This window comes from Changpingibacter yushuensis (assembly GCF_014041995.1).
Taxonomy (GTDB): Bacteria; Actinomycetota; Actinomycetes; order Actinomycetales; family Actinomycetaceae; genus Changpingibacter; species Changpingibacter yushuensis.
Genome location: NZ_CP059492.1, coordinates 1,942,214 through 1,965,755 on the forward strand (window position 1 = coordinate 1,942,214; position 23,542 = coordinate 1,965,755).

A 23,542-nucleotide genomic window follows, 5' to 3' on the forward strand; every position below is an offset into this window, starting at 1 on the left:
GAGCACAGCTGAATATATCGAGTTACGCCCCCAATGTGGTCATGAATAGATCATCTGGGGGCGTAATCCGTATGATCAACTCAAGATCGTTGCAACAATGGTCTTTTCACAGCGCAACACAGGGAGATCACATGGGCGGAAGATTCCATCGTTTCATGAAGACTCTGCACCAAGATCTTCAGGCCGCCCGAGACCATGACCCGGCCGCGCGATCAAACGTGGAAGTCGCCCTCGGATACCCAGGAGTGCACGCCGTGTGGGCGTACCGGATTGCCCATGCCGTGTGGGTGCACTATCCCGCATTCAAACTTCCCGCTCGCTTGTTCTCACAATTCGTTCGAGCCATGACTGGCATCGAAATTCACCCCGGAGCAACGATCGGTCCGCGCCTCTTCATTGATCACGGCATGGGCGTTGTTATTGGGGAAACCGCCGAACTCGGCGCCGACTGCATGCTCTATCACGGCGTGACCCTCGGTGGCACATCCCTGAAGGCAACCAAGCGGCACCCAACGCTTGGCGACGACGTCGTCGTGGGCGCTGGAGCGAAAGTTCTGGGCCCGATTCTCATCGGAGACGGTGCCCGAATCGGAGCGAACGCCGTTGTGGTGCATGACGTTCCGGCGCATGCGACGGCCGTGGGCGTCCCTGCCAAGAACAGGGAGCCCGCCCCCACCGGATTCTGGATCGACCCAGCTATCTATATCTAGTTGCTATCTGCATCTGACTGTGGGATCTAGCTCGAAACTGGGCGATCTCGATAAGTCTTCTGCACCTAGCTCAGCGTTGCTCTTCGTAGGCGCTAATCAGATCGATGCGGCGCTGATGGCGCGGATCCCCACTAAATGGCGTTTCAAGGAACGCGAGAACGAACTCTAGTGCCTCTTCAGGCTGGTGCATTCGGGCGCCGATCGAAATGACGTTGGCATTGTTGTGCTCGCGGCCCAGCTGTGCCGTCTCCTTGTTCCAAGCGAGAATCGAGCGAATACCGGCCACTTTGTTCGCGGAGATCTGCTCGCCGTTGCCCGATCCTCCCAGCACAATACCGAGCGAGCCAGGGTCTGCCGCCACTGCTTCGGCGCAGGGGATGCAGGTAGTTGGGTAATCGTCGAGTGAATCGTAGACGTCCGATCCGTGATCTACTACCTCGTAGCCAGCGGACTGTAGCTGCGGGACTAGGAACTCCTTGAGTTCGAATCCAGCATGGTCTGTTGCAATATGAACACGCATGAACCCATGGTAGATGTTTTCGCAGGCCGATGAACGCAAAGATCGAGCGTGTACGGCTGCGTATGCTGTGAACATGACGATTTCTGACAAGCACTTGGCTGCCGTTCTTTCAGGCGCCGATCCCACCGTGCGTCCGCAAGATGATCTATTTCGCGCTGTGAACGGCGCGTGGCTTGACTCCCATGAGATCCCCAGTGATCTCGCTTCCGATGGTTCGTTCATGGCTCTTGTCATTCAAGCTGAAGAACAAGTTCGAACCATCATCGAAGAGATTGCTGAGTCCCGCCCAACTTCCGGTGAACCTGCCCAAATCGCTGGGCTCTTCAACTCTTGGATGGACACGGAGAAGGCCGACGCGTTGGGTACTGCCCCACTCAAGCCAGACCTTGAACTCGTGGATTCAGCGGATACGAAGGATGCATTGGCACGGGCCATCGGCACTCTCATGCCCACAGGCGTGGGTTCGTTCTACGGGCTCGATGTGGATTCAGACCTTAACGATCCCACCCGCTACATCACATTCTTGTACCAGTCCGGAATTGGGTTGCCAGATGAGGCTTACTACCGTGAACCCCAATTCGCGGAAGTGCTGGGCAAGTATAAGGACTTCATGATTTCCTTCCTCGCGCTGGGCTACGGCCTAAGTGAGGAGCAGGCCCGCGAGGCTGCCAGTACCGTTTTTGGCATCGAAGAGCAGATCGCTGCCAAGCACATGAGTGTTGTCGATTCACGTGATACCGACAAGATCAACAACCTCATGACCTTCAGCGCATTTGCCGAATCCGCCGTCGGATTCAACTGGTCTGAGGCGTTGCGCGCTTCTGGGTTCACAGATGAGAAGCTTGCGGAAGTCCTCGTTCTCAATCCTGACGCCCTGCGCGGTGCAGCTGAGGTTTGGGCCACCGCTGAACTGGAGGATCTCAAGGCCTACACAAAGTGGCGAATCCTCCGGTCGCGAGCCAGCTATCTGACCACAGAAATCGACAAGGCGAGCTTCGACTTCTACGGCCGCGTTCTTTCCGGCACCGCTGAGCAGCGCGAGCGCTGGAAGCGTGGCATCCAACTGGTCAACGGATCACTGGGTGAAGCTGTGGGCAAGATCTATGTGGATCGGCACTTCCCACCTGAGCACAAGGAAAAAATGCGGTTGCTGGTTGAGGACCTCCTCGAGGCCTACCGCCGCTCGATCGGCTCATTGGACTGGATGGGTGAAGCCACAAAGGCGAAGGCTCTTGAGAAGGTGGACTCCTTTAACCTGAAGATCGGCTACCCGGACAAGTGGCTTGACTACTCGTCCATGACGATCGGCACAGACCTTACAGAGAATATTCGCCAAGTGACTAGGTTTGAGTTCAACCGTGCGATCAACAAACTCGGAAAGCCTGTTGATCGCAGCGAATGGTTTATGTCACCTCAGACCGTCAACGCCTACTACAACCCCACGTGGAATGAAATCGTGTTCCCAGCTGCGATTCTTCAGTTCCCCTTCTTTGATCCGGAGCGCGACGACGCCCTGAACTACGGTGGCATCGGCGCCGTCATTGGTCATGAGATCGGGCATGGATTCGACGATCAGGGCTCAAAGTACTCAGCTGACGGCTCCTTGAAGAACTGGTGGACTGACCAGGATCGAGGGGAGTTTGAGAAGCGCACCACCGCACTAGTGGCTCAGTACGACGTCTACATCCCTGAGCAGTTCGAAGGCGAGGCGGCACATCACGTACAAGGCGCTCTGACATTGGGTGAGAACATCGGCGATCTGGGTGGCTTGTCCATCGGCCTCAAGGCGTATGGCGTTGCACTTGAGCGTGAAGGTCTCACACTCGAAACAGCCCCTTCAATCGAAGGCTGGACCGGCATTCAGCGAGTGTTCCTCTCCTATGCCCGCATCTGGCAGGAGAAGCGCCGCACTGAGCTGCTCCAGACTCTCATCGCCACAGACCCGCACTCCCCTGCAGAGTTCCGGTGCAACGGTGTGGTCAAGAACGTGGATGCCTTCGCCACGGCATTTGACCTAACTGAGGGCGACGCTCTCTACCTACCTCCAGAAGAACGGGTGCGCATCTGGTAGTGCTTGATGGTTGGGGAGGTTGAAGCTCACGCTTCAACCTCCCCAACGCACCCCCACCCAACCGCCCGATGGGCGCGTCTCCCCTCGACTCGCGTAGGCTAGTGGGCGGAAAACTTAGCAGAAAGGACACTCATGCCGGGCACAAACCTGACGCGTGAAGAAGCCGCCATTCGATCGGGGCTCGTAACCACCGAGGCCTACACAATTGCGCTTGATCTAGCCGGAGAATCGGAGACCACCTTCGGTTCCGTTACTGAGATTGAGTTCTCAGCCAAGCCGGGTACCTCCACCTTCCTTGACATCATCGCTCACAGCATTGAGCGAGTTGTACTCAACGGCGAGGATCTTGATACCTCTGCCTATGCGGACTCCCGCTTCCCCATTGCGAATCTGCAGGAGCACAACACCGTCCGTGTCGAGGCGACCATGGACTACTCACATACCGGTGAAGGACTCCACCGATACGTGGATCCTGCCGACGGTGAGGTATACCTCTATTCCCAGTTCGAAGTGGGCGATGCCCGCCGCGTCTTTGCGAACTTCGAACAGCCTGATCTGAAGGCCGTTTACACGTTCACTGTCACCGCTCCGTCGTCGTGGCGCGTGTTCTCCAACTCGCCGTCGCCAGAACCTCAGATTGTGAGCGACGGCGTCGCTACATGGGCTTTCTCCACGACGGAGAAGATGTCCACGTACCTCACCTCAATCGTGGCTGGCCCATACGAGGGGTTCAACAACGATTCCTACATCTCCACCGATGGTCGCGAGATTCCGCTGGGCGTGTGGGCACGCAAGTCCCTTGCCGAATACCTCGATTCGGAGGAGCTGTTCCTCATCACGAAACAGGGCTTCGAGTTCTATGAGGCGAACTACGGCCACCCCTACCCGTTCCGCAAGTACGATCAGATCTTCTGCCCTGAATACAACGCCGGAGCCATGGAGCATCCCGGAAACGTGACTCTGGTTGAGAGCTACGTGTTCCGTACCAAGCCAACCGGCGCGATGATCGATCGTCGCATCATCACGATTCTTCATGAACAAGCCCACATGTGGTTTGGTGACCTCGTCACCATGAAGTGGTGGGATGACCTGTGGCTCAACGAATCATTTGCTGAGTACATGAGCCACCTTGCGGCAGTCGCGAACACGCGCTTGACCGACGCCTGGACCACCTTCCTCACATCGGAGAAGTCCTGGGCAACCTCCGAAGATCAGCTTCCCTCCACGCACCCCATCGCAGCGGACGTCGTAGACCTAGAAACGGTACTCATCAACTTTGATGGCATTACCTATGGCAAGGGCGCATCTGTGCTCAAGCAGCTGGCCGCTTGGGTGGGACTCGACGAATTCCTTGCGGGGGTACGCTCCTATATCGCGAAGTACGCGTGGGGCAACGCCACCTTGGCCGATCTGCTCACAGAACTCGAAGCCGCATCTGGCCGCGATCTGAGCGAATGGACCAAACTGTGGCTGGGCGAATCCGGCGTCAACATCTTCACCCCTGAGGTGAAGGTGGCGGCAGACGGCACGATCGAATCCTTGACCTTGATTCAGGAATCTGACGGACGTTCCTCCCTCCGCCCGCACCGCATGGCCGTTGGCGGATTCGACGTCGTGGATGGCAAGCTCACACGCGTGCTCTCTACAGAACTCGACGTGGATGGTGAGCGTACCGAGGTTGCCGAGTTCGCTGGCAAGAACCGCCCTGGGCTGATCCTTGTCAACGATTATGACTATGCCTACGGAAAGTTCCGGTTGGATCAAGAATCCTTGGCATTCGCGGTTGAGAATCTCGATAAGTTCGCAGTGCAGGATCATCTGGCCCGGACCAGCGTGCTTCTCTCGGCATGGGACATGTGCCGCGACGGTCTGATGCCTGCTTCCGCATACGTTGATATCGCACTCAGAGCCTTGCCAGATGAAACAGACGGCACCGTGTTGCGCTACACACTCGCCCAGGTGAATACTGCGGTGAACCTCTACTCCTCACTGGAGAATAGAGACGGACTGCGGTCCAAGGCAGCTGCAGTGCTCTTCGATATTCTTGCAACATCCGTTGCGGGTTCGGACCACCAGCTTCAGATCGCTGGCGCTGCCATGCGCGCCGCTGAGAGTGAAGAACAGCTTGCCCAGATCGCCGGTTGGCTCGAAGGTGCGCGCGTCCCGTCCGGTTTTGAGGTCGACGCCGAACAGCGTTGGTTGATTATCGTGGCGCTGGCGGCAGCTGGCCAGATTGGCGAGGCAGAGATTGCCGCAGAGTTTGATCGCGACGCAACATCGTACGGCCAGATCTACTCCGCACAGGCACGTGGCGCACTCGCTGATCCAACTGTGCGCGAATCGGTATGGTCGGATATCACGGGCCAGGACGTCTCCAACACCGTGCAACGTAACCTCTGCTTGGGAATCATGCGTTCCTCCGCAGAGTCGATGGTTCCGTTCGCTGAGCGTTACTATGCCGACGCCGAAGCCCAGTGGAACGATCACACCGTGGAGATCGCCAAGAACATGCTCGAGTACGCTTACCCGATTCAACTCGCAGGACGCACCGATCTTGGTGTGGACATCGTGGAGCTTGGACATACGTGGCTAGCTGAGCATAAGGATGCCGCAGCAGCGTGCATTCGCTTGGTCTCAGAGCAGGTGGATCGCGCGGAGCGCGCTGTTCGTGCACAGGCTGCAGACAAGAACTGAAGCTGCAGGTAAGAACTAGAGCGCCAGAGCAAGAGGGAGGCGGACGATAGACATCGTCCGCCTCCCTCTGCATAAGCGCGGTGCAGCTGAGCTGAGCCATGCGCGATCCGTTCTCTGCCCGCTCGCTGCTAGGGCCCTGCGAAAGCAGGGCTGGTCAGACCCCGCCTAGATCTGGCTCTTGTGAGGAATCCACCGTGGCGACTGACAGGAAAGGCTTGCCGCCTTCCACCTTCGGGGCTTGGGCAATCACAGAGACTGCCTCTGGCTTTACCCCCATCACGATCAATGGGGAGCACAACGCGTAGCCCGCCTCCACAGCCACCGATGTATTCCATAGGACAATTGGCTGACCAGCTGTAACGTACTGCCCTTCACGCACCAACGTAGTGAAACCCGCGCCATCCAGCCGGATGGTATCGATACCCAAGTGAACTAGCACGCCTACGCCGGCGTCGGTTCTGATGACGATCCCGTGAGGCTTTGACTTCACAATCGTGCCATCGCACGGCGCAACGACTGTAAGGCCGCCTTGGAAGGGCTCAATCGCTGCTCCGGGCCCCACGAGTCCAGCAGAAAACACCGGGTCGGGAACGTTGGCCATTGGCACCACGTCTCCGGAGACGGGTGCCACAAGCACAAGGCCAGTCACATCAGTCCTTGCGGAGTTCGTTGATTTCGTCCGTCAAATCGTCGGCAACCGGCCCAACAACCACCTGAACCACGGAATCCTGGAGAACAACTCCAAAGGCGCCTGCCTTGCGTAGCGCATCCTCATCCACCGAGGCGGGGTCATTGACCTCCACACGAAGGCGCGTAATGCAGGCTTCAACGTCCAGAACGTTCGGTGCCCCGCCAAGACCAGCCAACAGATTCGAAGCGTCAATGTTCATGACTTCGCTCCTGACTCCGCAATTTCGCGGACCTCTACGATATTCCAATTGAAAGCCTACAGTTTGGCGGGCGATCGTGCCGCACACCCGTGCGAGTTGCGCCAACTGCGATGAAGAATCACGGCTGACGCCCGTTTCTCATCGTGACGCGCGCTCAACGTTCCCGTAACTCTCCCGTAAACGCCTGCACAAGTGACAGCAAGCGTTCGTTCGTGCTCAGATCCTCAACCATCACAGGGTGATTGGAACCATCGGCTAGTGGCACACGCCAGTTCGGGTACTCATTATCCGTACCCGGCTGGTTCTGCGCGCGGCGCTCACCCACTCCGTCCACGAGGGCAACCGCCAGAAGTTCGGCTGGAGTGCGGGCAATGTAGCGGTGCATGGCTTCCACAATCTCTTGCTCGCGCGGGTTCTCCCCCACCAAGCCATATTCATGTAGGCGTGCAAGCATGTGTTGCTTCTCAGCAAGCGCCTCGGCACGTACCTGTTCCACAGGTTCCGTCAAGAGTCCGAGATGTTCGCGTAGCACCACGTGTTCACCGGCAAGATACCCCGCCACAGGCGGCAGATCGTGTGTATCTACCGTGACCAGAGTTTCGCGGCGGTAGTCCGTTGGCCGCCGGAACTGGCCGTCGCTTTCCTGTTCAAACCACATAACGGATGTTCCGAGGATTCCACGAGAACTCAGGTAGTCGCGTACCCATGGCTCCACATTTCCTAGATCCTCGCCCACCACAATCGCGCCGGCGCGCGCTGCTTCGAGCATGAGTACGCCAACCATGGCTTCCTGATCGAAGCGGACGTAGGCGCCCTGCGACGGATCGGCACCTTCGGGAATCCACCACAGACGGAAGAGCCCCATGACGTGATCCACTCGAAGTGCGCCAGCGTGGCGCAGCACAGTCTTGGCCATGTCGCGAAGCGGAGCATAGGCCATCTTGCGAAGAGAATCGGGCCGCCACGGCGGTTGCGACCAGTTTTGGCCCTGCTGGTTATACATGTCTGGTGGGGCGCCCACCGTCACGCCCTGTGCAAAAGCTTCAGGGATAGACCATGTGTCAGATCCTGTGGCGTGCACACCCACCGCGAGATCGTGGAAAATCCCGATGCTCATTCCCGAATCTAAAGCACTACGCTGAGCATCCTCGAGTTGTTGGTCAATGATCCACTGCATCCACGTGTAGAAGTCGATGCGATCAGAAAGCTCCTGACGAACCACCGTTGCAGCTGGTGTATCCGGGCGCGAAAGCTTGGCGGGAAAATCCTCACCGTACTTCTCGCGCAGCGCGCACCAGAATGCGAAGTCCTCCAGGCCTTGCCCCTCGGCGCGTCGGTAGTGTTGAAAATCCCGTTCGCGCGCCTGAGACCGAGGCTGCTCAAAGATGATCTCGAGTGCCTTACGCTTGCCTTCCCATGCCCTGTCACGATCGATAATCCGGTTGTGCAGCGAATCCTCTTTGGCGCGTTCACCGGCCCACCGGACGTTTGACCGAGCCTCAGTTGGCATGTAGCCAACTTCCCGAATATCCTCTGGCCGGATGTAGAGGGGATTAAAGAAACGACGCGTAACCGGGAGGTACGGGGAAGGTGTCATGTGACCTTCGGGTTCGGCGGCATGGAGTGGGTTGATGAGCACGAAGTCTCCGCCCATTGCGCCGAATGCCGAACAGATCTCCTTCAGGTCTGCCGTATCGCCCACTCCCCAAGATTCGCGTGAGCGGACCGAGTACAGCTGCACCATAGCTCCCCAGCTACGTGCGCCGCGTGAGGACGGCGTCGGCAGCATCTGTGGCACTGCGATGAGCGGCGCTTCCACCAAAACTTGTGCGCCTTCTTCACCCCATCCGCAACTTGTTGCAAGGGTGATTGTGGCACCCAGCGTGTGATATCCGAGCGGCAGATCCTCGGGAACTGCAAAGGACGCCTGCCCCAGCACCACCCCATCAACTTCGCGTGGCGGAGTGAAATCCTCGATCTGGGCGAGCCATCGAACCTGGCCTGACTCCTCCGTGACCTGCACGGATACAGAGGAACCGTGCGGCAGGTGTACCGGAATTGTGTACTGGCCGTGAACCCGCACGATTGTGCATTCTGGCAACACTTCGCGCCACGGTTTGAGTACTGAGTCTTTGATCGCTTGTTCTGCTGACGACGTCGTCGCAGCGTCTGCGCCCATCGCGGCAAGCACCTTAATGAGTGTCTCATCAGCGACTTGCGTCAGAGATCCGCCGAAAGCCCAGTATTCCGTGTCTACTCCATACGCCTCTGCAAGCGAGCACAATAGCTCTCTGCTTGGAGCACTCTTCATCAATGCCACCCTCCGCGGCTTGCTGGGTCTTCATCGACCCGACTACCGACAATCTTGCCAGATTCTGCAAGTTTTTTCAGCATCCTGACAGTACTTCTTACACAGCCGTAGGTCGGGGCGCTTCCAGCTAACCCTATGCCTTGGCATTGAGGAGCAATCGGCTTCTTCCGAATGCTGGAAGCATGGGGCTTATCACGTTTTGCCGGCCACAACAGGGGACTTTCTTCACATCGCGAGGTGACAAGTTCACACGCCGTGCAGCTCGCTCTCAAGTAAAATGGCAGAGTCTTTAGTACTGCCGAGAAAGGTCGCTGCGGATGCCCAGCACTATCCTTCTGCCGGATTGCGACACGGAACCACTTGCCTCATTGCTCAACCCATTGCGGCTACAACGCGTCGGAGACAAACGGTATGTGGGATCCAACTTGCCTCAGCTTTCTGGCCGCGTCTATGGCGGCCAAGTCTTGGCGCAAGCGACTCTGGCGGCAGCTGACACCGTGCCAGGCGGCCCTGAGGAACGGCTCGCCCATTCCATTACCGCAGCATTCCTTCGGCCCGGGGCCATTGACGTTCCCACTGAATTCGAAGTGACGGAGCTCAACGACGGGCGATCGTTTTCCACACGAAGTACTCGCGCACTTCAGAACGGGCGCATCATATTTAGCGCTCGTGTATCCTTCCAGCTTCGCCAGCCGGGTCCTTCCTACGGCACGCCCATGCCTACCGCCCCTGCACCCGAGACCCTGCCATCTTCGGTGGACTTCTTCTACCAGATGAACAACGCTCTTGGGCGTATCATGTCCAGCACGAACGCCATGGACATGCGTTTTGTTGACGGGAACATCTTTACCACGGTGGCGGAGAAGCGCGATCCACACACAATGATTTGGATGCGAACGCGTTCACCCATGCCCGACGGAACATCCCGGCTCCTTCAACGCGCGATGCTCGGGTATGCCGCCGATCAGATCATGCTTGAACCGGTTATGCGCGCAACTGGCTTGCAGTGGAGCGATCCAAACATGTCACTGGCCACGTTGGATCACTCAATATGGTGGCACCGCAACTTTGATATCTCGGACTGGATTCTGGCTGATCTGGAGAGCCCATCGGCACAAAATGGCCGTGGTTTGACCATTGCTAAGTTCTATCAGCATGGCAAGCACATTGCCACAATGTCCCAGGAGGGCATGGTTCGCATCCGGACCGTAACTAATCAGGACGATTAATTGTGAGACCTAAGCGCCTCATGAGCAGAAGCTGGTCGAATCGCACGCAGTCGAGACGGAGAGACCCGGACTGCACGGAGTTAGTGTAAGTGGACTCGACGGGTACGTACTCAGCCGGTTCTGACACGCTGGTCGAGCGCCTGACACCGTTCACGTGCATATGAACAAGAAATGGTGTGGGACCATAACATTACGTCATGGTCCCACACCATTAGCTTACGTGGCACGTAGTGCCACAGCCTTATTGGGAGACAGGTTCGCTTGGCTCGGCGCGCTCATCAGGCGTCCTCACAGACGGCGGTTCCACAGAGTTCAGTTCCTCAGAGGAACGGTTCCGGATCATGTGCACCACGGCAACGAGAATCGCCACCACGAAGACGATGGATCCTGCGATGTAGGCGAAGTTTCCGATCTGGTAAAGCGCGTTCGCGCCAGAGGCGACAACTGAACTAGTCACGAGTCAGCTTCCTATAGGTAGTTGCTGCCGGACGGCTGGCATCGATGCCCAGACGTTCAACCTTATTCTTCTCGTAGGATTCGAAGTTGCCTTCGAACCAGTACCAGCTTGCTGGGTTCTCCTGAGTGCCTTCATAGGCGAGGATGTGCGTGGCAACACGGTCAAGGAACCAGCGATCATGGGTGATCACAACGGCGCAACCAGGGAACTGAAGCAGCGCATTCTCGAGAGATCCCAGAGTCTCGACGTCCAAATCGTTGGTTGGTTCGTCAAGGAGGAGCAAGTTTCCGCCTTGCTTGAGAGTCAACGCCAAGTTCAGACGGTTGCGTTCACCGCCAGAGAGGATTCCTGCCAGTTTCTGCTGATCTGGACCCTTGAAGCCGAATGCTGATACGTAGGCCCGCGAGGGCATCTCCACATTTCCGACCTGAATGAAGTCAAGACCATCGGAGACGACCTCCCACAGCGACTTCTCAGGATCGATTCCGGCGCGCGTCTGGTCCACGTAGGAGATCTTGACGGTTTCGCCGATCTTCAGTTCGCCAGCGTCCAGAGGTTCGAGTCCAACAATCGTCTTGAACAGAGTTGTCTTTCCAACGCCGTTTGGTCCGATAATGCCCACGATGCCGTTGCGTGGCAATGTGAAAGACAATCCGTCAATGAGCGTACGCCCATCGAAGCCCTTCTGAAGGTTATTGGCCTCCAAGACGATGGAACCGAGGCGCGGCCCCGGTGGAATCTGAATCTCTTCGAAGTCAAGCTTGCGGGTGCGTTCGGCTTCCGAAGCCATCTCCTCATAGCGCTCGAGACGAGCCTTGGACTTGGCTTGACGCCCCTTGGCCGAGGAGCGTACCCACTCGAGTTCATCCTTCAGACGCTTGGCGAGCTTCTGATCCTTCTTACCCCGAACCTCGAGTCGCTTTTCCTTGGTTTCAAGGTAAGTGGAGTAGTTACCTTCGTAGGGGTAGAGGCGGCCGCGATCCACTTCTGCGATCCACGATGCAACGTGGTCAAGGAAGTATCGATCGTGGGTCACTGCAATGACTGCGCCAGCATACTGCTGCAGATGCTGTTCCAACCACAGCACCGATTCGGCGTCCAAATGGTTGGTAGGTTCGTCAAGAAGCAGCAAGTCAGGAGCCTCAAGGAGGAGCCGGCACAAGGCCACACGGCGGCGTTCGCCACCAGAAAGAACGTTCACGGGAGTCTCCCCTGGCGGGCAGCGCAATGCATCCATGGCCTGCTGGAGTTGGGCATCCAGATCCCACGCGTTGGCAGCGTCGATCTCCGTTTGTAGCTTACCCATCTCATCCATAAGCGAATCGAAATCAGCGTCCGGATCGGCCATCTCCTCGCCAATCTGGTTGAACCGATGCAGTTTGCCAATCATCTCTGCGCGGCCAAGCTGCACGTTCTCCAGTACCGTCTTGGTCTCATCAAGAGGCGGCTCCTGAAGGAGAATTCCCACCGAATAACCCGGGGCTAGGCGAGCTTCACCATTTGAAGCTTCATCAAGCCCGGCCATGATCTTGAGAATGGTTGACTTGCCCGCTCCGTTCGGACCGACCATACCGATCTTGGCGCCGGGCAAAAACGCCATTGTGACGTCGTCCAAAATCGTCTTGTCACCCACGCGCTTGTACGCGTGGACCATTGAGTAAATGTACTCAGCCACGAAGCTCCATTCCGCCTATTATCCGTGCCGTGCTGGCTGCACCTTTGGTTGGCAGCCCCGTACAAGGATACAGGGCTGCCAACGCAAAGTCGCCTGTGCACTAGTCACTATTCGCGGGCTGGATCTCTACGCCAATGCCTGCAAGACGCCTGCCGCTGATTCCTCCAGCTCCGGCTCCACGGGTTCGGCTATCTCTTCCCCGTGCATAGCGTCCAGAGAGGGTGGCGGAGCCTCGTCATCAGCACTTGCTGCATGCGCTGGCTCACCTTCGATGGGTTCGAGGCTCTGTTTGCGGGTCCGCACGAAGGTTGCCCAGCCCGTGTTCAGATCAATGGCAACCGAATCCGCGGCAATGGCGTAGTCCGTTCGAGTCCGCCCGTCCTTGTCCGTCCACGTTCGTGGGCTGAGCCTGCCACGGATCAGTACCGGGCTTCCCTTATGAATGGAACGGCTGACGTTTTCTGCAAGATCTCCGTAGCATCGCACGGAGTACCACGCGGTGGTCCCATCTGAGTATGTGTTGAGCCTGCGATCAAAGTTGCGGGCTGTGACGCCCACACGAATCACAACAGTGACCCGCCCGGATTCGTTGTGAAAGACCGTTGGATCTGCGCCAGCAAAGCCGCGGATCGTGAGAAAGGTTTCGTTCGACATGTGATGCCCTCCTTTGTTGGTGTGAGGCAAGATTGCCGGAACCACCACATACAAGGAGGCCGAGCGCTTCGAGACTGTGGAAGAGCATCGCGCTGCGCCCGGCTGTGTAACGGGCATTGATCCGAAACAGATCAGGCAGTCAACGCCTCCCGCGTGCGCCGATGCTGATCGAGAATCTTCGCTACTGGCTCGACCAGCTGTTCACTCATCGTCTGGGCAACGGCGGAACGCGCAGCTTCCTCGTATTCCTCTGCAACTCGCCCCGCACGGGACGCTTTCTGCCTTCGGGCAAGCACCCACAGCCCCACAGCAACGGCAACTCCAATAACCGCGAGCGCAAAACGAACACCAAGAACCGCGCTCGGGATCCCCACAACCGCGCACACGATGGCCGCCAAGCCCAAGAGAATTCCAAGTACGGAAACCACAACTCTGGAAAGGACAGGAACGGAGGGCACTGGAACGGCGCGAACCTTGGTGGAAATCGCCCTGCGCAATTTTTCTGGTTCGGGGGCAGCATTGCTCACGGCTTCACGCCACAGTGGAGGCAGATCCACGCGAGCGTGCGCCAACCACGAATCCCGTGTAGCAGCAACCATAGAGGCCGCAGCTTGCTCCGGCTTCGCAAGCGCGGGCCTGCCGAAGATTTGGCCCGCCTGCCGCAAGGATTCCGCCACGGCAGGTATACCGCTAGCATTCACGATTTCGTTGGTGGCAGCCTGCAGGCCTGATCCGTCTATGTCTGGCTCGCAGGCTCCAACGCCCGTGAGAAGGCGTACCCGGATGGCGTCCAGTTCGGCTACAGCGGTAGATAGGCCCGACGCGGTGTCTGCTACAGCAAGCTTCAGCTGTGCCCGCACATCATCAAGCCCCAACCGCAACTTCGCAGAAACGGCGTAGGCAGGAACTCCGTCGAGTCCATCCTCGTCCAGAAGGCGGCGGACGTCGTCGAGAAGAAGTTGGCGTCCAGATTCTGGCACCAAATCAATCTGGTTAAGCACAACGATCATGTGGTCTTTGCGCTCGCGCATGCGCGCCAAGTAGGAATCATGAATGAGGTGGTCAGCGTATTTTTGAGGGTCGAGCACCCATATCACTACGTCGGAATTAGGCAGGAGGCGGTCGACAATTGCGGAATGCTCAAACGCGACGGAATCGTGGTCCGGCAGGTCCAGCAACACGAGTGAATCGAGTTCGTTGTCGCCTGCTGTCAGGATGGAGTCATGGCGGATCCGCCTGCGCGGGTCTACCCCAAGGACGTCGAGCACTTCGGTTGCGTCAGCGTTCCACACGCAGGCACTGGCTTGAGTGGTGGTTGGGCGAAGGTCGCCCACCTGGGAGAACTGCAGTTCCGCGATCGTGTTGAAGAGTTCGGACTTACCGGATCCGGTGCCTCCCACAAGCGACACCACTGTTAAACCCATGCCTGCTGTGAGACGGCTTTCTGCCCGGCGCAACTCATCCTTGGCCCGAGCCGTGGCGAATGGGTCAAGGTACTCGGAACCTGCCTCCATCGCCCGCCGAAGGCCCTGAAGGCGGTCCTGCACATCTCGCATTGTGGTGTGTGCGGGATTGGGTGCGTCGCTTCCCGGTTCGGCCGCTGGAAAGACCGAATGGTCAGATGCTCGAGGTACCGTTTCCACGTCAGACTCTCCGTTCATGTGGTTTCCGCCTTCCCGTCTCACACTCGATCAAGATATTCGCTGGCGCGCACGCGCAGCTGGCGCCCGTTGCCCACCTCGATCTGGTCAAGAACCGCGCGGTAGGAATCCACGACTCGCTGAATGCCTTCTTCAAGCCGCGAACTGAGCAGATCCCGCGCGGGCCCCAAGGCGCCCTGAAGTTTGACCGAGCTCAAGGCCTTTTCGGCTCCGGCCACCCCTCCGGCAGCACTTCCCAGGAGTGCGGCTAGGCCGTGCTTGCCAAACCACGGGTTGGTTGGGGCACCGGCTGTTAGCTCCAACAGGTCGTTCTTCCACGAAGCGATCGTTTCTGCCACGATTTCGTCGACGACGACGCCCGCATGCCCACGTTCACAGTATTCCGAGGTCTCAACAATATCCTCGCGCCAGGCGTACTGAATGCCTTCATCCGTGGCGAAGATTCCCTGCTGGAGGCCCACGCGAAGTGCTGACACAACGGCGTCGAACACTGTGGTGATGGCTCCGTCACGTTGAGCAAAATCGTGGCGGCGAAAGAACCCGGGAGCTTCGCCCACTGCGAGACTGGCCAGGGTGGCGCCGGTGGAGGCAAATGACAACCAGGAGGTGGTGGGCGCCCCTTGGCCGTACCGGCCATTCTTGGCGTTCGTCGTGAGTTTCACGATGGGCTGGGCCGCTGCGATGCTGGCGCGGTCTGCGAGGTCCTGTACTGAATTGGCCTGCAGTTCCACTGCTTCAGCGAGTTCAATAAGCTGGGTGCGCAGTGCTGGGAACATCGCTTCGGTGGTGCGCGATATAAGTGCCTTACCAATGTGGGAGTTGGCCATCGAATCGAGCCATTCCCTCATGGGCCGGATGAGTTCCTCCGGCAGAAAGCCTTCGTGCGGGCCCGCATCCGAGACGAGTAACAGAGGCGCTTCATCAAGCCCTAGCTTGGCCAGACGCGCCTGAAGATCCATCCGGATCTTCAGGCGGGAGCGATCAGGAACGCGATTGAGTACCACGGCGGTGGTCATACCCCGCGTATTCGCGTCCTCAAGCGTGCGCCATGCGACGGCATCTCCATATCGGGATGCTGTGGTGACAAACACCCACATGTCTGCGGCATCCAAGAGGCGGTGTGACAGTTCGCGGTTCGCGGCCTCCACGGAGTCCAGGTCGGGTGCATCAACTAGCACGATGCCTTTGAGCGCCGAATCGAGGACTTCGAGTTGGCCCATTTTGAGAAGGGCGTGGCCCTTGAGGATGGGGGCATCATCCGGGTGCACTGCAATGATGGGAGTGCGCGTGGTTGGGCGAAGTACCGAGGCTGGCGAGATCTCTGTGCCGAGCACGGAGTTGAAGAGTGTGGACTTGCCGGCGCCCGAAGATCCCCCGAGCACCACGACGGCTGGGAGTTCGGCTGTGCGCAAGTGCGGGAGAATGCGGGTTTCGAGCTGAGTGAGCAGTTGCACTCTGGATTCGGCCAGCTCCCGTGAACCCGGCATTTCGAGCGGAAGGCGGGCATTCTCCAGCGCTGAGACCGTTCTTTCCACAAGATCGGCCAGCTGGCGAGATGTCGTTCTGGGTTTCACTCCTCCATTGTCTGTCACATTGCCCCACAATTCCCACAAACTCGGTGCGCATGTTGCCAACGGATCACAACGAAAAGGGCAGATCACAAGGCGCTGGGCAGCCTCCAGTTTGTGATCTGGCTGTGCTCGGGTAAATTTGTCTCTTGGGTTTGGTGAGTTCAGACCCGCGGATTGATCACTTCACCCGGCTGCGGGCACGCCGCTAGGCGTTGCTCGGATCGCGGTGACGAGCCACTTCGTGGGCGCGATTTCCCTAAACTGGCTTCACGCGCTGAATGACTCCACACGGATCATCACAACGCATCGGCCCCCATAGCTCAATGGATAGAGCAACGGCCTTCTAATCCGTAGGTTAGGCGTTCGAGTCGCCTTGGGGGCACCACACCTTTCGCTGGTACACCGCCAGAAAGTGGGAGTTGAACACTCCTGCAGATTCGGAAACGGTTAGCTACGCACTCAGCTACCCACGGCGCTCAAAAGCGGTAGAAGAGCAGATCACCGGCCACTTGTGTTCAGTACAGCGTTCACGAGGCTTCGAAGGTGCTCACCATCCAAATCCTCGTTGCGCGCAACGAGTGCCGCAACACCATAGACGAGGACGGTACCACCAGCCACAGCTTCAGGTTGGTCGGAACCGGCAAGGCCATGTGCCACTGCATCTGCGAGTACCTCTACTTGATCAGACAAGTGGTCTGGCATGGCTTTCTGGTCAAAGAAGACCATATGAATTACCTTCCGGTGAGAGACAACGAAGTCACTGTAGAAGGCCCGCGACAGCTCGTGGGCCGTCATCATGCTTCTGGCCGACATGTATGCGGTAGTCAACATCTTCATCAGCTTCATGGGTCCCGGATCCATAATGCAATGGTTCTTGTTCACCAACATGCTCATTGCAACAGCACCTGGCATCTTGTGGCGTGAGCGCGGAACACAGTTCAACAGTCGGCGAGGAACCAGCAAGGCCCTTGCGCTCATTATCCTCGGCGGAACTATCAACACCTTCCTACCGAACGCCAACATGTGGGTACTCTCCATGCCAAACGTCTTCAACACTGCAGTCTTCTACCTCACCGGAATCGTATGCGTGGCAATCGCAGCATGGAATTGCTACTACGTATTTAGATTGCCGGAGAAAGTACCGACTGAGGACATGCCAAACCCTGTGTGGTGACCGCTCTTTCCTCAGTGCCCATCGCTGAGAATCGATAGATGAATGTGATCTACGAGTCATCGTGGAGTGTTCTAGGACAGAAGTCCTTTCATTGATCACGTAACAACGGTGGACCCCGAAGGATGTTGGAGTTTTAAACACAGCACAGGGTCCGCCTCTCAGGAGATAACCATGGCATACGCCACCACCAATCCATTCACGGGTGAAGTAGTCAAGACATTCCCAACAGCTACTCCACAAGACATTGATTCGGCAATTGAACAAGCAAACGCCGCATTCCAAGATTGGAAGAAAACTACTCCCGAATAACGCGCAACTATTCTTGCCAAGGCGGCACAGATTCTGCGCGACAATCATCGGAAATATGCTGAGATTCTAACGCTGGAAATGGGCAAGCTCATCGGAGAAGCTGAAGCCGAAGTTGAGCTTTCTGCCAAGATGCTTGATTACTATGTCAAGTTTGGTGCAGAGTTCCTCACCCCACGTTTCCTGCGCGCAGAAGGTTTCGGAGATACTGACGTTCAGCTGGTGAACGATCCACTCGGAGTTCTTTTCGCGGTGGAGCCCTGGAACTTCCCGTATTACCAGATCATCCGCATCTCCGCCCCGCAACTCACGGCAGGCAATGTTGTGGTGTTCAAGCATGCATCTAACGTTCCTCAGGCCGCCATTGCGATGGAAGAACTTCTCATCAAGGCCGGGGCACCCAAGGGAGTTCTGACCAACGTCTTCGCATCACATGAAGCATCCGAACTGATCATTTCGGATCCACGCGTTCGAGGAGTAGCACTCACCGGATCGGAGGCAGCTGGCGCTGCGATCTCCTCGTTGGCTTCAAAGTATCTCAAGAAGTCCACACTCGAACTCGGTGGCGCAGATGCGTTCATCGTCCTCGATGATGCTGAAGTTGAGAAGGCTGCTGAATGGGCAGTCTTCGGACGCCACTGGAATGGCGGCCAGGTCTGCGTCTCATCCAAGCGGTTGATCGTGACTGAGGGTGTGTATGACAAGTTCCTCGATCTGTACAAGGCTGGTGTCGGAAAGCTCGTCGCCGGTGATCCAATGGATCCTGCAACCACTCTTGCCCCACTTTCATCCCAGTCTGCAGCAGACGAAGTCCAAGTCAAGCTCGACAAGGCTGCTGCTGAAGGCGTCACCATTGAAGAGATCGGCGCTCCCGTGCCCCAGCAAGGAGCATTTATTCGCCCGACACTCTTGACGGACATCCCGTTGGACTCCGTTACGGCTGAGACCGAGTTCTTTGGACCGGTCACCCAGTTGTACAAGGCCAAAGATGCCGACGACGCTGTTCGTATCGCGAACTCCTCACCTTTCGGCCTTGGTGGTTCCGTATTCTCAACCGATATTCACAAGGCCCAAGAGGTTGCTCGCCAACTGGATACCGGCATGGTGTACATCAATCAGCCGACCGGCGTGAAGGCCGATATTCCATTTGGTGGGGTCAAGCGTTCTGGCTTCGGTCATGAGCTCATCGATCTTGGCCTCAAGGAGTTTGTGAACGAAAAGGTTGTTGTGGTCAGCGATATCGAGGGTTCATTCTGATTGATTCTGATTAATCGGCGGCTATAGGACTAGAGACCGCCATACCAAACTCAAAGAAAGGTTCCCTGCCAGTTTAGTATTGACTGGGAGGGAACCTATTTTGCTGTGGAGAATCGCCCTCACATGCTGACGGCAGCTACCTCAGCCTTGCGTCGAACTAGGTGCAAATGTGACAGTTCCCATCTCTGGGTAATTGCTGTCTGAAATGGTCACTGTCAGATCATGCCAATCGGGAACGTCGTCGATACTGGGAACCATGTATAGCCATGACCAGATATAGTTCATGCCAGTTCCAACCGTGGTTTGCGTACTCCAATCGGAACTGAACTCGAGACGAAACCCTTCCTGACCTGAGCGATAGAGCGAGACATTCAACCCCGATAGGTCTATCAGTTCATCATCTGACATTCCATCAGTACTATAGTTGCGCACGTTGCTGTTTGTAGCCACAAAAGTAAGGTCCACCTTTGCGCCTTCTTGACCGGACCCATAGGTCGAATGGTATTCTTCGTATCCACTTACGTAGTCGTCAGATCCCGGCCCTTCATCCCCCTGAATAAACCGAATGCCTGGTTGAACAGTGAGTATCAAACCATCGGCTCGGTGGTAGGCGTCACCAAGATCCACCGTGTTTGATTCGGATTGTGTGGTCGCCTCCGGCAAAGGCGAAGTCTCAGTAGTGCTTGGGCTAGCGGCGATTGATTCTTGGGTTGAAGAACTAGGCGAAGCGGCAGGTTCATCTGCCGATGTGCATCCAAGAAGTGAGAGCGTTATGACTGCGGCTATCGGCACAGTAATAAATCGTGAACGTGACATGGTTCAACTCTATGACGATCTATCTGCACACTTGCCCGCTATTAGCCTCAAAATGGTAAACATTTGACACAATGAAGTGACGTTCGCGCAAGAGTCGCCACGAGGGGAGGTTCCTTGAACGAACACAATCTAGCGGTCGAAGTCCGAATCTCCGGAATTGTACAAGGTGTGGGATTCCGGTATTGGGCATGGAGTGTGGCCAATGAGTTGGGTGTGCACGGCTGGGTTCGCAACGATCCAGATGGCGATGTGTTAGCACATCTAGAAGGGCCAGAGCCCGCCATAGCCACAATGCTCAAGCGCCTACACAACGGCCCGCGCTTTGCTCGCGTTACCCAGGTTGAAACTGTAGAAGGGACGTTCCGCGGCCTACGCGATTTCTCTATGAAGTGAACCAACCGGTGGGGCTTTCCGGTGACCCGATCAGCTGAGGAAGGCACTAGACATGGCTGTGGCGCGGAACGTGCTGCAAACACTGCCCACACCAAGTCCCACGCCACGTGTAAGTCACGGATGAGGCGCCACTTGTTCGTGACACCCCATGAGCCGCCTACATCAGCCTTCTTGCGCCGCCATCCGAAGCATCCACGCCTGCTTCTCCAAGCCTGTTGCGATACCAGTAAGGAGATCGGACGTGAGGTGATCGACGGCGTCGACCTCATCGAGAGTGGCCTTAATTCGATCCGAAGTGCCCATCAGAAGCTCTTCGAAAGCTGGGTAGACGGTGTCCACTGATAGCTTGCCGGCATCGAACTGCTTGAGACCCGATTGCGATGCAATTGAGGCGGCCCGAGCATCGGGCGTGCCACCGATGGCCGCGAGGCGTTCGGCGACGTCGTCGGAAGCGGTACGAACCTCAGCGACGATTTCATCGAGTGCGAGATGAAGGGAACGGAAGCGCGCCCCTTGGATGTTCCAGTGTGCTTGCTTTCCCTGCAGAGCGAGATCGGTGAGATCTACAAGCGACTGCTGAAGGGCCTTTTCAACTACTGCGGATGGTTGTGCCATTGCTTTCTCCTTATCAGGATTCGCGGGCCTACACAGCCCATGACAATCCAACTATTTCTGGACTAAGTCCATTTTAACAGGGTGAACCCCGATGTTCAATTGGAGACCCGCTTCTCACGCGACCACCAGAGATTCGGATCACCACCTAGCCATTCGAGCCTATCAACTCCGAGACGCCGATCACACAGACATAACTCCTTGAAAACACATGGAAGGTGACCTGCTAGTAGGATGACCCTGTGAGTTACCATGCGATGACCAATCCAATTGTTTGGATTGACTGCGAAATGACAGGCCTGGACCTAGGCATTGATGAGTTGGTGGAAGTCTCGGTAGTTATTACTGATTCAGAGCTGAACCCGGCAGACGAAGGCATCGACCTTCTGATCAAGCCATCACAAGCCGCCGTTGATCACATGGGTGACTTTGTGCGGCAGATGCACACGAACTCAGGGCTCATCAAGGAATGGGATCAAGGTTTGCCGCTCGCCGAGGCGGAAGCTACCGTATTGGCCTACATTCGCTCACACATCCCAGAAGCCGGAAAAGCTCCGCTGGGAGGCAACTCGGTGGGTACGGATAAGACGTTCCTTGAGAAATACATGCCGTCAGTAGTCGAACACCTTCACTATCGAATCGTCGATGTTTCTTCCATCAAGGAACTCGCCAAACGTTGGTACCCCCGCCTCTATTTCGCAGCTCCTGAAAAGACGGGCAACCATCGCGCACTGGGAGACATCTACGATTCTATCGATGAGCTCCGTTACTACCGCGGCGTCCTCATGCCAGAGGGTGATGGCCCATCCACTAGCGAGTGCAAGTCAGTGGCCGCAAAAGTCAGTGGCCGCACGGTGGCACTCGCTAAGGACACCGCAGCTTCCAAGTAGCCGGCCCCGCACCATCACTGGTCGCGATCGGATATTCGGCGACGACGTCGGCGAATACCTTGCCCCCATCCCCGTACTGAGGAATCACGAATACACGGAACGGTAGACAACAGTAAAGAAACGAGCGGCGGCGTTCCAATGAACGCCGCCGCTCGTTTGTGCGAGGGTCACATCAAGCAACCGTTTCAACCACACGAGACCGATTGAGGTTCTCATCCTCAACCGATGCGGCGTTGTAGTCCGTATCCTTGGTTTCCTTGACCAAGATAAGCGAGATAAGCGTCAGCAGAGCTGCGAAAGCGAGATACACGCCAACCATCCATGTGCTTCCACCTGCCTTGCTCCACAGCGCTACCGCAATGATCGGCGCTAGGGCCGCGCCAAGGATTGAGGAGACGTTGTAGGCGATGGCCGAACCCGTGTAGCGCACATTGGTTGGGAAGAGCTCCGGCAGAATTGCTCCCATCGGCCCAAACGTGATGCCCATGAGGGTAAAGCCAATCACAAGGAACGCTTGAGTCATGCCACCCGTGAAGAGCTGGGATTCACGCATGGTCAGCCATATCGGGAAGCTCAGGCCAAACACGATGATGGCAACTGTCACGCCGATAAGCAGCTTGCGGCGCCCGATCATGTCCGCCACCGGACCAGAGATCAGCGTGAACACCCCGAAGAAAACCACGCCGATGATCTGCATGAGTACGAGATCGGTGTAATTAATGCCGAGCCCACCAGGCGTTGCATCAGAAGCTGTTGTGCCGTAGGTCAGCGCAAAAGTGGTGGTCAGGTAGAACAGCACATATGTGGCCAACATGATGAAGGTGCCCAGGATGAGCGCACGCCAATGAAACCGAAGGGTATTGGAGAGCGGGAGCTTCGAGATAGCGCCCTTCTTCTCCGCACGCGTGAACGCTTCAGATTCCACAAGCTTCAGGCGCACCCACAGGCCAATGATGACCATGACGGATGAGAACAAGAAGGGTATGCGCCAGCCCCAACTGAGGAACGCTTCAGACTGCATGGTCGGCCCGTCTGGGTGTGGCAGCGCGAAGTTGATGAGCAGGAATAGCCCGTTGGCGATGATGAAGCCAATCGGCGCGCCGAGCTGCGGGAAGGTGCCGTAGAGGGCCCGCTTACCTTCAGGTGCGTTCTCCGTTGCCACAAGTGCGGCTCCCGACCATTCGCCGCCAAGTGCGAAACCTTGGCACAGGCGTAGAGCAAGCAACAGAATCGGGGCCAAGATGCCTGCTTGGAAATAGGTGGGCAGCAAGCCGATTAGGAAAGTAGCTACGCCCATTGTGAGCAGGCTGATGACCAAAGTAGTTTTGCGGCCGCGCTTGTCTCCCAGGTGACCAAAGAAGATGGCACCAACAGGACGAGCTACCATCGCGGCGCCGAAAACAGCGAACGAGGAGATGAGTGCCGTGGTGGCGTCTTCTGAGGGGAAGAACAACTTCGGGAACACGAGCGCTGCGGCGGTCGCGTACACGTAGAAGTCGTAGAACTCGATAGTAGTTCCCACCAGGCTGGCGGCAATGACCCGGCCAGGTGAATTGAGTGGCGCTTTGGCAGGCGCCGTGCTTGCTGACATGATGCGTTCTCCTTTTCCGCTGACCATTATCTGGGATCAGCGTCCCACACTGTGGATGTA

20 protein-coding genes, 1 tRNA gene and 1 pseudogene are annotated in these 23,542 nt (G+C 57.1%); 9 read left to right on the plus strand and 13 right to left on the minus strand.

What is annotated here, in order from left to right:
- Window positions 1–131: 131 nt before the first annotated feature.
- Window positions 132–710 (plus strand): serine O-acetyltransferase EpsC, encoded by a 579-nt coding sequence (gene epsC / locus H2O17_RS08495; RefSeq protein ID WP_182049293.1) that lies wholly within the window; start codon window positions 132–134, stop codon window positions 708–710.
- A 70-nt stretch (window positions 711–780) separates the two neighbouring features.
- Here the strand turns inward: epsC and H2O17_RS08500 are convergent, their stop codons facing one another.
- On the minus strand, window positions 781–1,230 hold the full coding sequence (locus tag H2O17_RS08500) for a ribose-5-phosphate isomerase (RefSeq protein WP_182049294.1): 450 nt from the start codon (window positions 1,228–1,230) through the stop codon (window positions 781–783).
- 73 nt (window positions 1,231–1,303) lie between these two features.
- Here H2O17_RS08500 and H2O17_RS08505 point away from each other — a divergent pair, with 73 nt between their 5' ends.
- Both H2O17_RS08505 and pepN read left to right on the plus strand, forming a co-directional pair.
- Complete coding sequence (locus H2O17_RS08505; RefSeq protein WP_182049295.1) at window positions 1,304–3,301, plus strand: M13 family metallopeptidase; 1,998 nt, start codon at window positions 1,304–1,306, stop codon at window positions 3,299–3,301.
- A gap of 132 nt (window positions 3,302–3,433) precedes the next feature.
- Window positions 3,434–5,995 carry an aminopeptidase N gene (gene pepN, locus H2O17_RS08510; RefSeq protein ID WP_182049296.1) on the plus strand — a complete coding sequence of 854 codons (2,562 nt, stop codon included), beginning with the start codon at window positions 3,434–3,436 and terminating at the stop codon, window positions 5,993–5,995.
- 154 nt (window positions 5,996–6,149) lie between these two features.
- On the opposite strand, the gene H2O17_RS08515 is transcribed toward pepN, so the two are convergent.
- From H2O17_RS08515 to malQ, 3 genes are all read right to left on the minus strand, one after another.
- Complete coding sequence (locus H2O17_RS08515; protein WP_220456740.1) at window positions 6,150–6,644, minus strand: PTS sugar transporter subunit IIA; 495 nt, start codon at window positions 6,642–6,644, stop codon at window positions 6,150–6,152.
- A 1-nt stretch (window position 6,645) separates the two neighbouring features.
- Complete coding sequence (locus tag H2O17_RS08520; protein WP_182049297.1) at window positions 6,646–6,885, minus strand: PTS sugar transporter subunit IIB; 240 nt, start codon at window positions 6,883–6,885, stop codon at window positions 6,646–6,648.
- Between the two features lie 154 nt (window positions 6,886–7,039).
- A complete protein-coding gene (gene malQ / locus H2O17_RS08525) occupies window positions 7,040–9,196 on the minus strand; it encodes a 4-alpha-glucanotransferase (protein ID WP_182049298.1) in 2,157 nt (718 codons plus the stop codon).
- A 317-nt stretch (window positions 9,197–9,513) separates the two neighbouring features.
- Here malQ and H2O17_RS08530 point away from each other — a divergent pair, with 317 nt between their 5' ends.
- A complete protein-coding gene (locus tag H2O17_RS08530; protein WP_182049299.1) occupies window positions 9,514–10,425 on the plus strand; it encodes an acyl-CoA thioesterase in 912 nt (303 codons plus the stop codon).
- A gap of 241 nt (window positions 10,426–10,666) precedes the next feature.
- Here H2O17_RS08530 and H2O17_RS08535 read toward each other — a convergent pair whose 3' ends face one another.
- The 5 genes from H2O17_RS08535 to H2O17_RS08555 all read right to left on the minus strand — a co-directional run bounded on the left by H2O17_RS08535 (window position 10,667) and on the right by H2O17_RS08555 (window position 16,446).
- Window positions 10,667–10,882, minus strand: coding sequence for a hypothetical protein (locus tag H2O17_RS08535; RefSeq protein ID WP_182049300.1), 216 nt, complete (start codon window positions 10,880–10,882; stop codon window positions 10,667–10,669).
- Window positions 10,875–12,557, minus strand: coding sequence for an energy-dependent translational throttle protein EttA (ettA, locus tag H2O17_RS08540; RefSeq protein WP_182049301.1), 1,683 nt, complete (start codon window positions 12,555–12,557; stop codon window positions 10,875–10,877). Before ettA ends, H2O17_RS08535 begins: the two co-directional genes overlap by 8 nt.
- Before the next feature lie 126 nt (window positions 12,558–12,683).
- Complete coding sequence (locus H2O17_RS08545; protein WP_182049302.1) at window positions 12,684–13,211, minus strand: single-stranded DNA-binding protein; 528 nt, start codon at window positions 13,209–13,211, stop codon at window positions 12,684–12,686.
- A gap of 131 nt (window positions 13,212–13,342) precedes the next feature.
- Window positions 13,343–14,872 carry a GTPase gene (locus tag H2O17_RS08550; protein WP_182049303.1) on the minus strand — a complete coding sequence of 510 codons (1,530 nt, stop codon included), beginning with the start codon at window positions 14,870–14,872 and terminating at the stop codon, window positions 13,343–13,345.
- 20 nt (window positions 14,873–14,892) lie between these two features.
- On the minus strand, window positions 14,893–16,446 hold the full coding sequence (locus H2O17_RS08555; protein ID WP_182049304.1) for a GTPase: 1,554 nt from the start codon (window positions 16,444–16,446) through the stop codon (window positions 14,893–14,895).
- Window positions 16,447–16,752: 306 nt separating this feature from the next.
- Between H2O17_RS08555 and H2O17_RS08560 the strand changes: the two genes are divergently transcribed.
- Window positions 16,753–16,828: transfer RNA gene (locus H2O17_RS08560), tRNA-Arg, on the plus strand.
- 113 nt (window positions 16,829–16,941) lie between these two features.
- Here the strand turns inward: H2O17_RS08560 and H2O17_RS08565 are convergent.
- Entirely contained in the window at window positions 16,942–17,337 is a 396-nt protein-coding gene (locus H2O17_RS08565) for a hypothetical protein (RefSeq protein WP_182049305.1), read from the minus strand.
- Here H2O17_RS08565 and H2O17_RS08570 point away from each other — a divergent pair.
- Complete coding sequence (locus H2O17_RS08570) at window positions 17,330–17,617, plus strand: hypothetical protein (protein WP_182049306.1); 288 nt, start codon at window positions 17,330–17,332, stop codon at window positions 17,615–17,617. The two genes, H2O17_RS08565 and H2O17_RS08570, sit on opposite strands and share 8 nt — an antisense overlap.
- 171 nt (window positions 17,618–17,788) lie before the next feature.
- Window positions 17,789–19,180: pseudogene (locus tag H2O17_RS08575) on the plus strand (NAD-dependent succinate-semialdehyde dehydrogenase).
- A 141-nt stretch (window positions 19,181–19,321) separates the two neighbouring features.
- Here the strand turns inward: H2O17_RS08575 and H2O17_RS08580 are convergent.
- Window positions 19,322–19,996, minus strand: a complete 675-nt coding sequence (locus H2O17_RS08580) for a hypothetical protein (RefSeq protein ID WP_182049307.1) — start codon at window positions 19,994–19,996, stop codon at window positions 19,322–19,324.
- 114 nt (window positions 19,997–20,110) lie between these two features.
- On the opposite strand from H2O17_RS08580, the gene H2O17_RS08585 reads away from it, so the two are divergent.
- Window positions 20,111–20,389, plus strand: coding sequence for an acylphosphatase (locus tag H2O17_RS08585; RefSeq protein ID WP_182049308.1), 279 nt, complete (start codon window positions 20,111–20,113; stop codon window positions 20,387–20,389).
- 162 nt (window positions 20,390–20,551) lie between these two features.
- Here H2O17_RS08585 and H2O17_RS08590 read toward each other — a convergent pair whose 3' ends face one another.
- Complete coding sequence (locus tag H2O17_RS08590; protein ID WP_182049309.1) at window positions 20,552–21,004, minus strand: Dps family protein; 453 nt, start codon at window positions 21,002–21,004, stop codon at window positions 20,552–20,554.
- A 254-nt stretch (window positions 21,005–21,258) separates the two neighbouring features.
- On the opposite strand from H2O17_RS08590, the gene orn reads away from it, so the two are divergent.
- Entirely contained in the window at window positions 21,259–21,891 is a 633-nt protein-coding gene (gene orn, locus H2O17_RS08595) for an oligoribonuclease (protein ID WP_182051007.1), read from the plus strand.
- 172 nt (window positions 21,892–22,063) lie between these two features.
- On the opposite strand, the gene H2O17_RS08600 is transcribed toward orn, so the two are convergent.
- The gene (locus H2O17_RS08600; protein ID WP_182049310.1) at window positions 22,064–23,482 is read right to left on the minus strand and encodes an MFS transporter; all 1,419 of its coding nucleotides are present in this window, start codon (window positions 23,480–23,482) and stop codon (window positions 22,064–22,066) included.
- Window positions 23,483–23,542 lie beyond the last annotated feature (60 nt).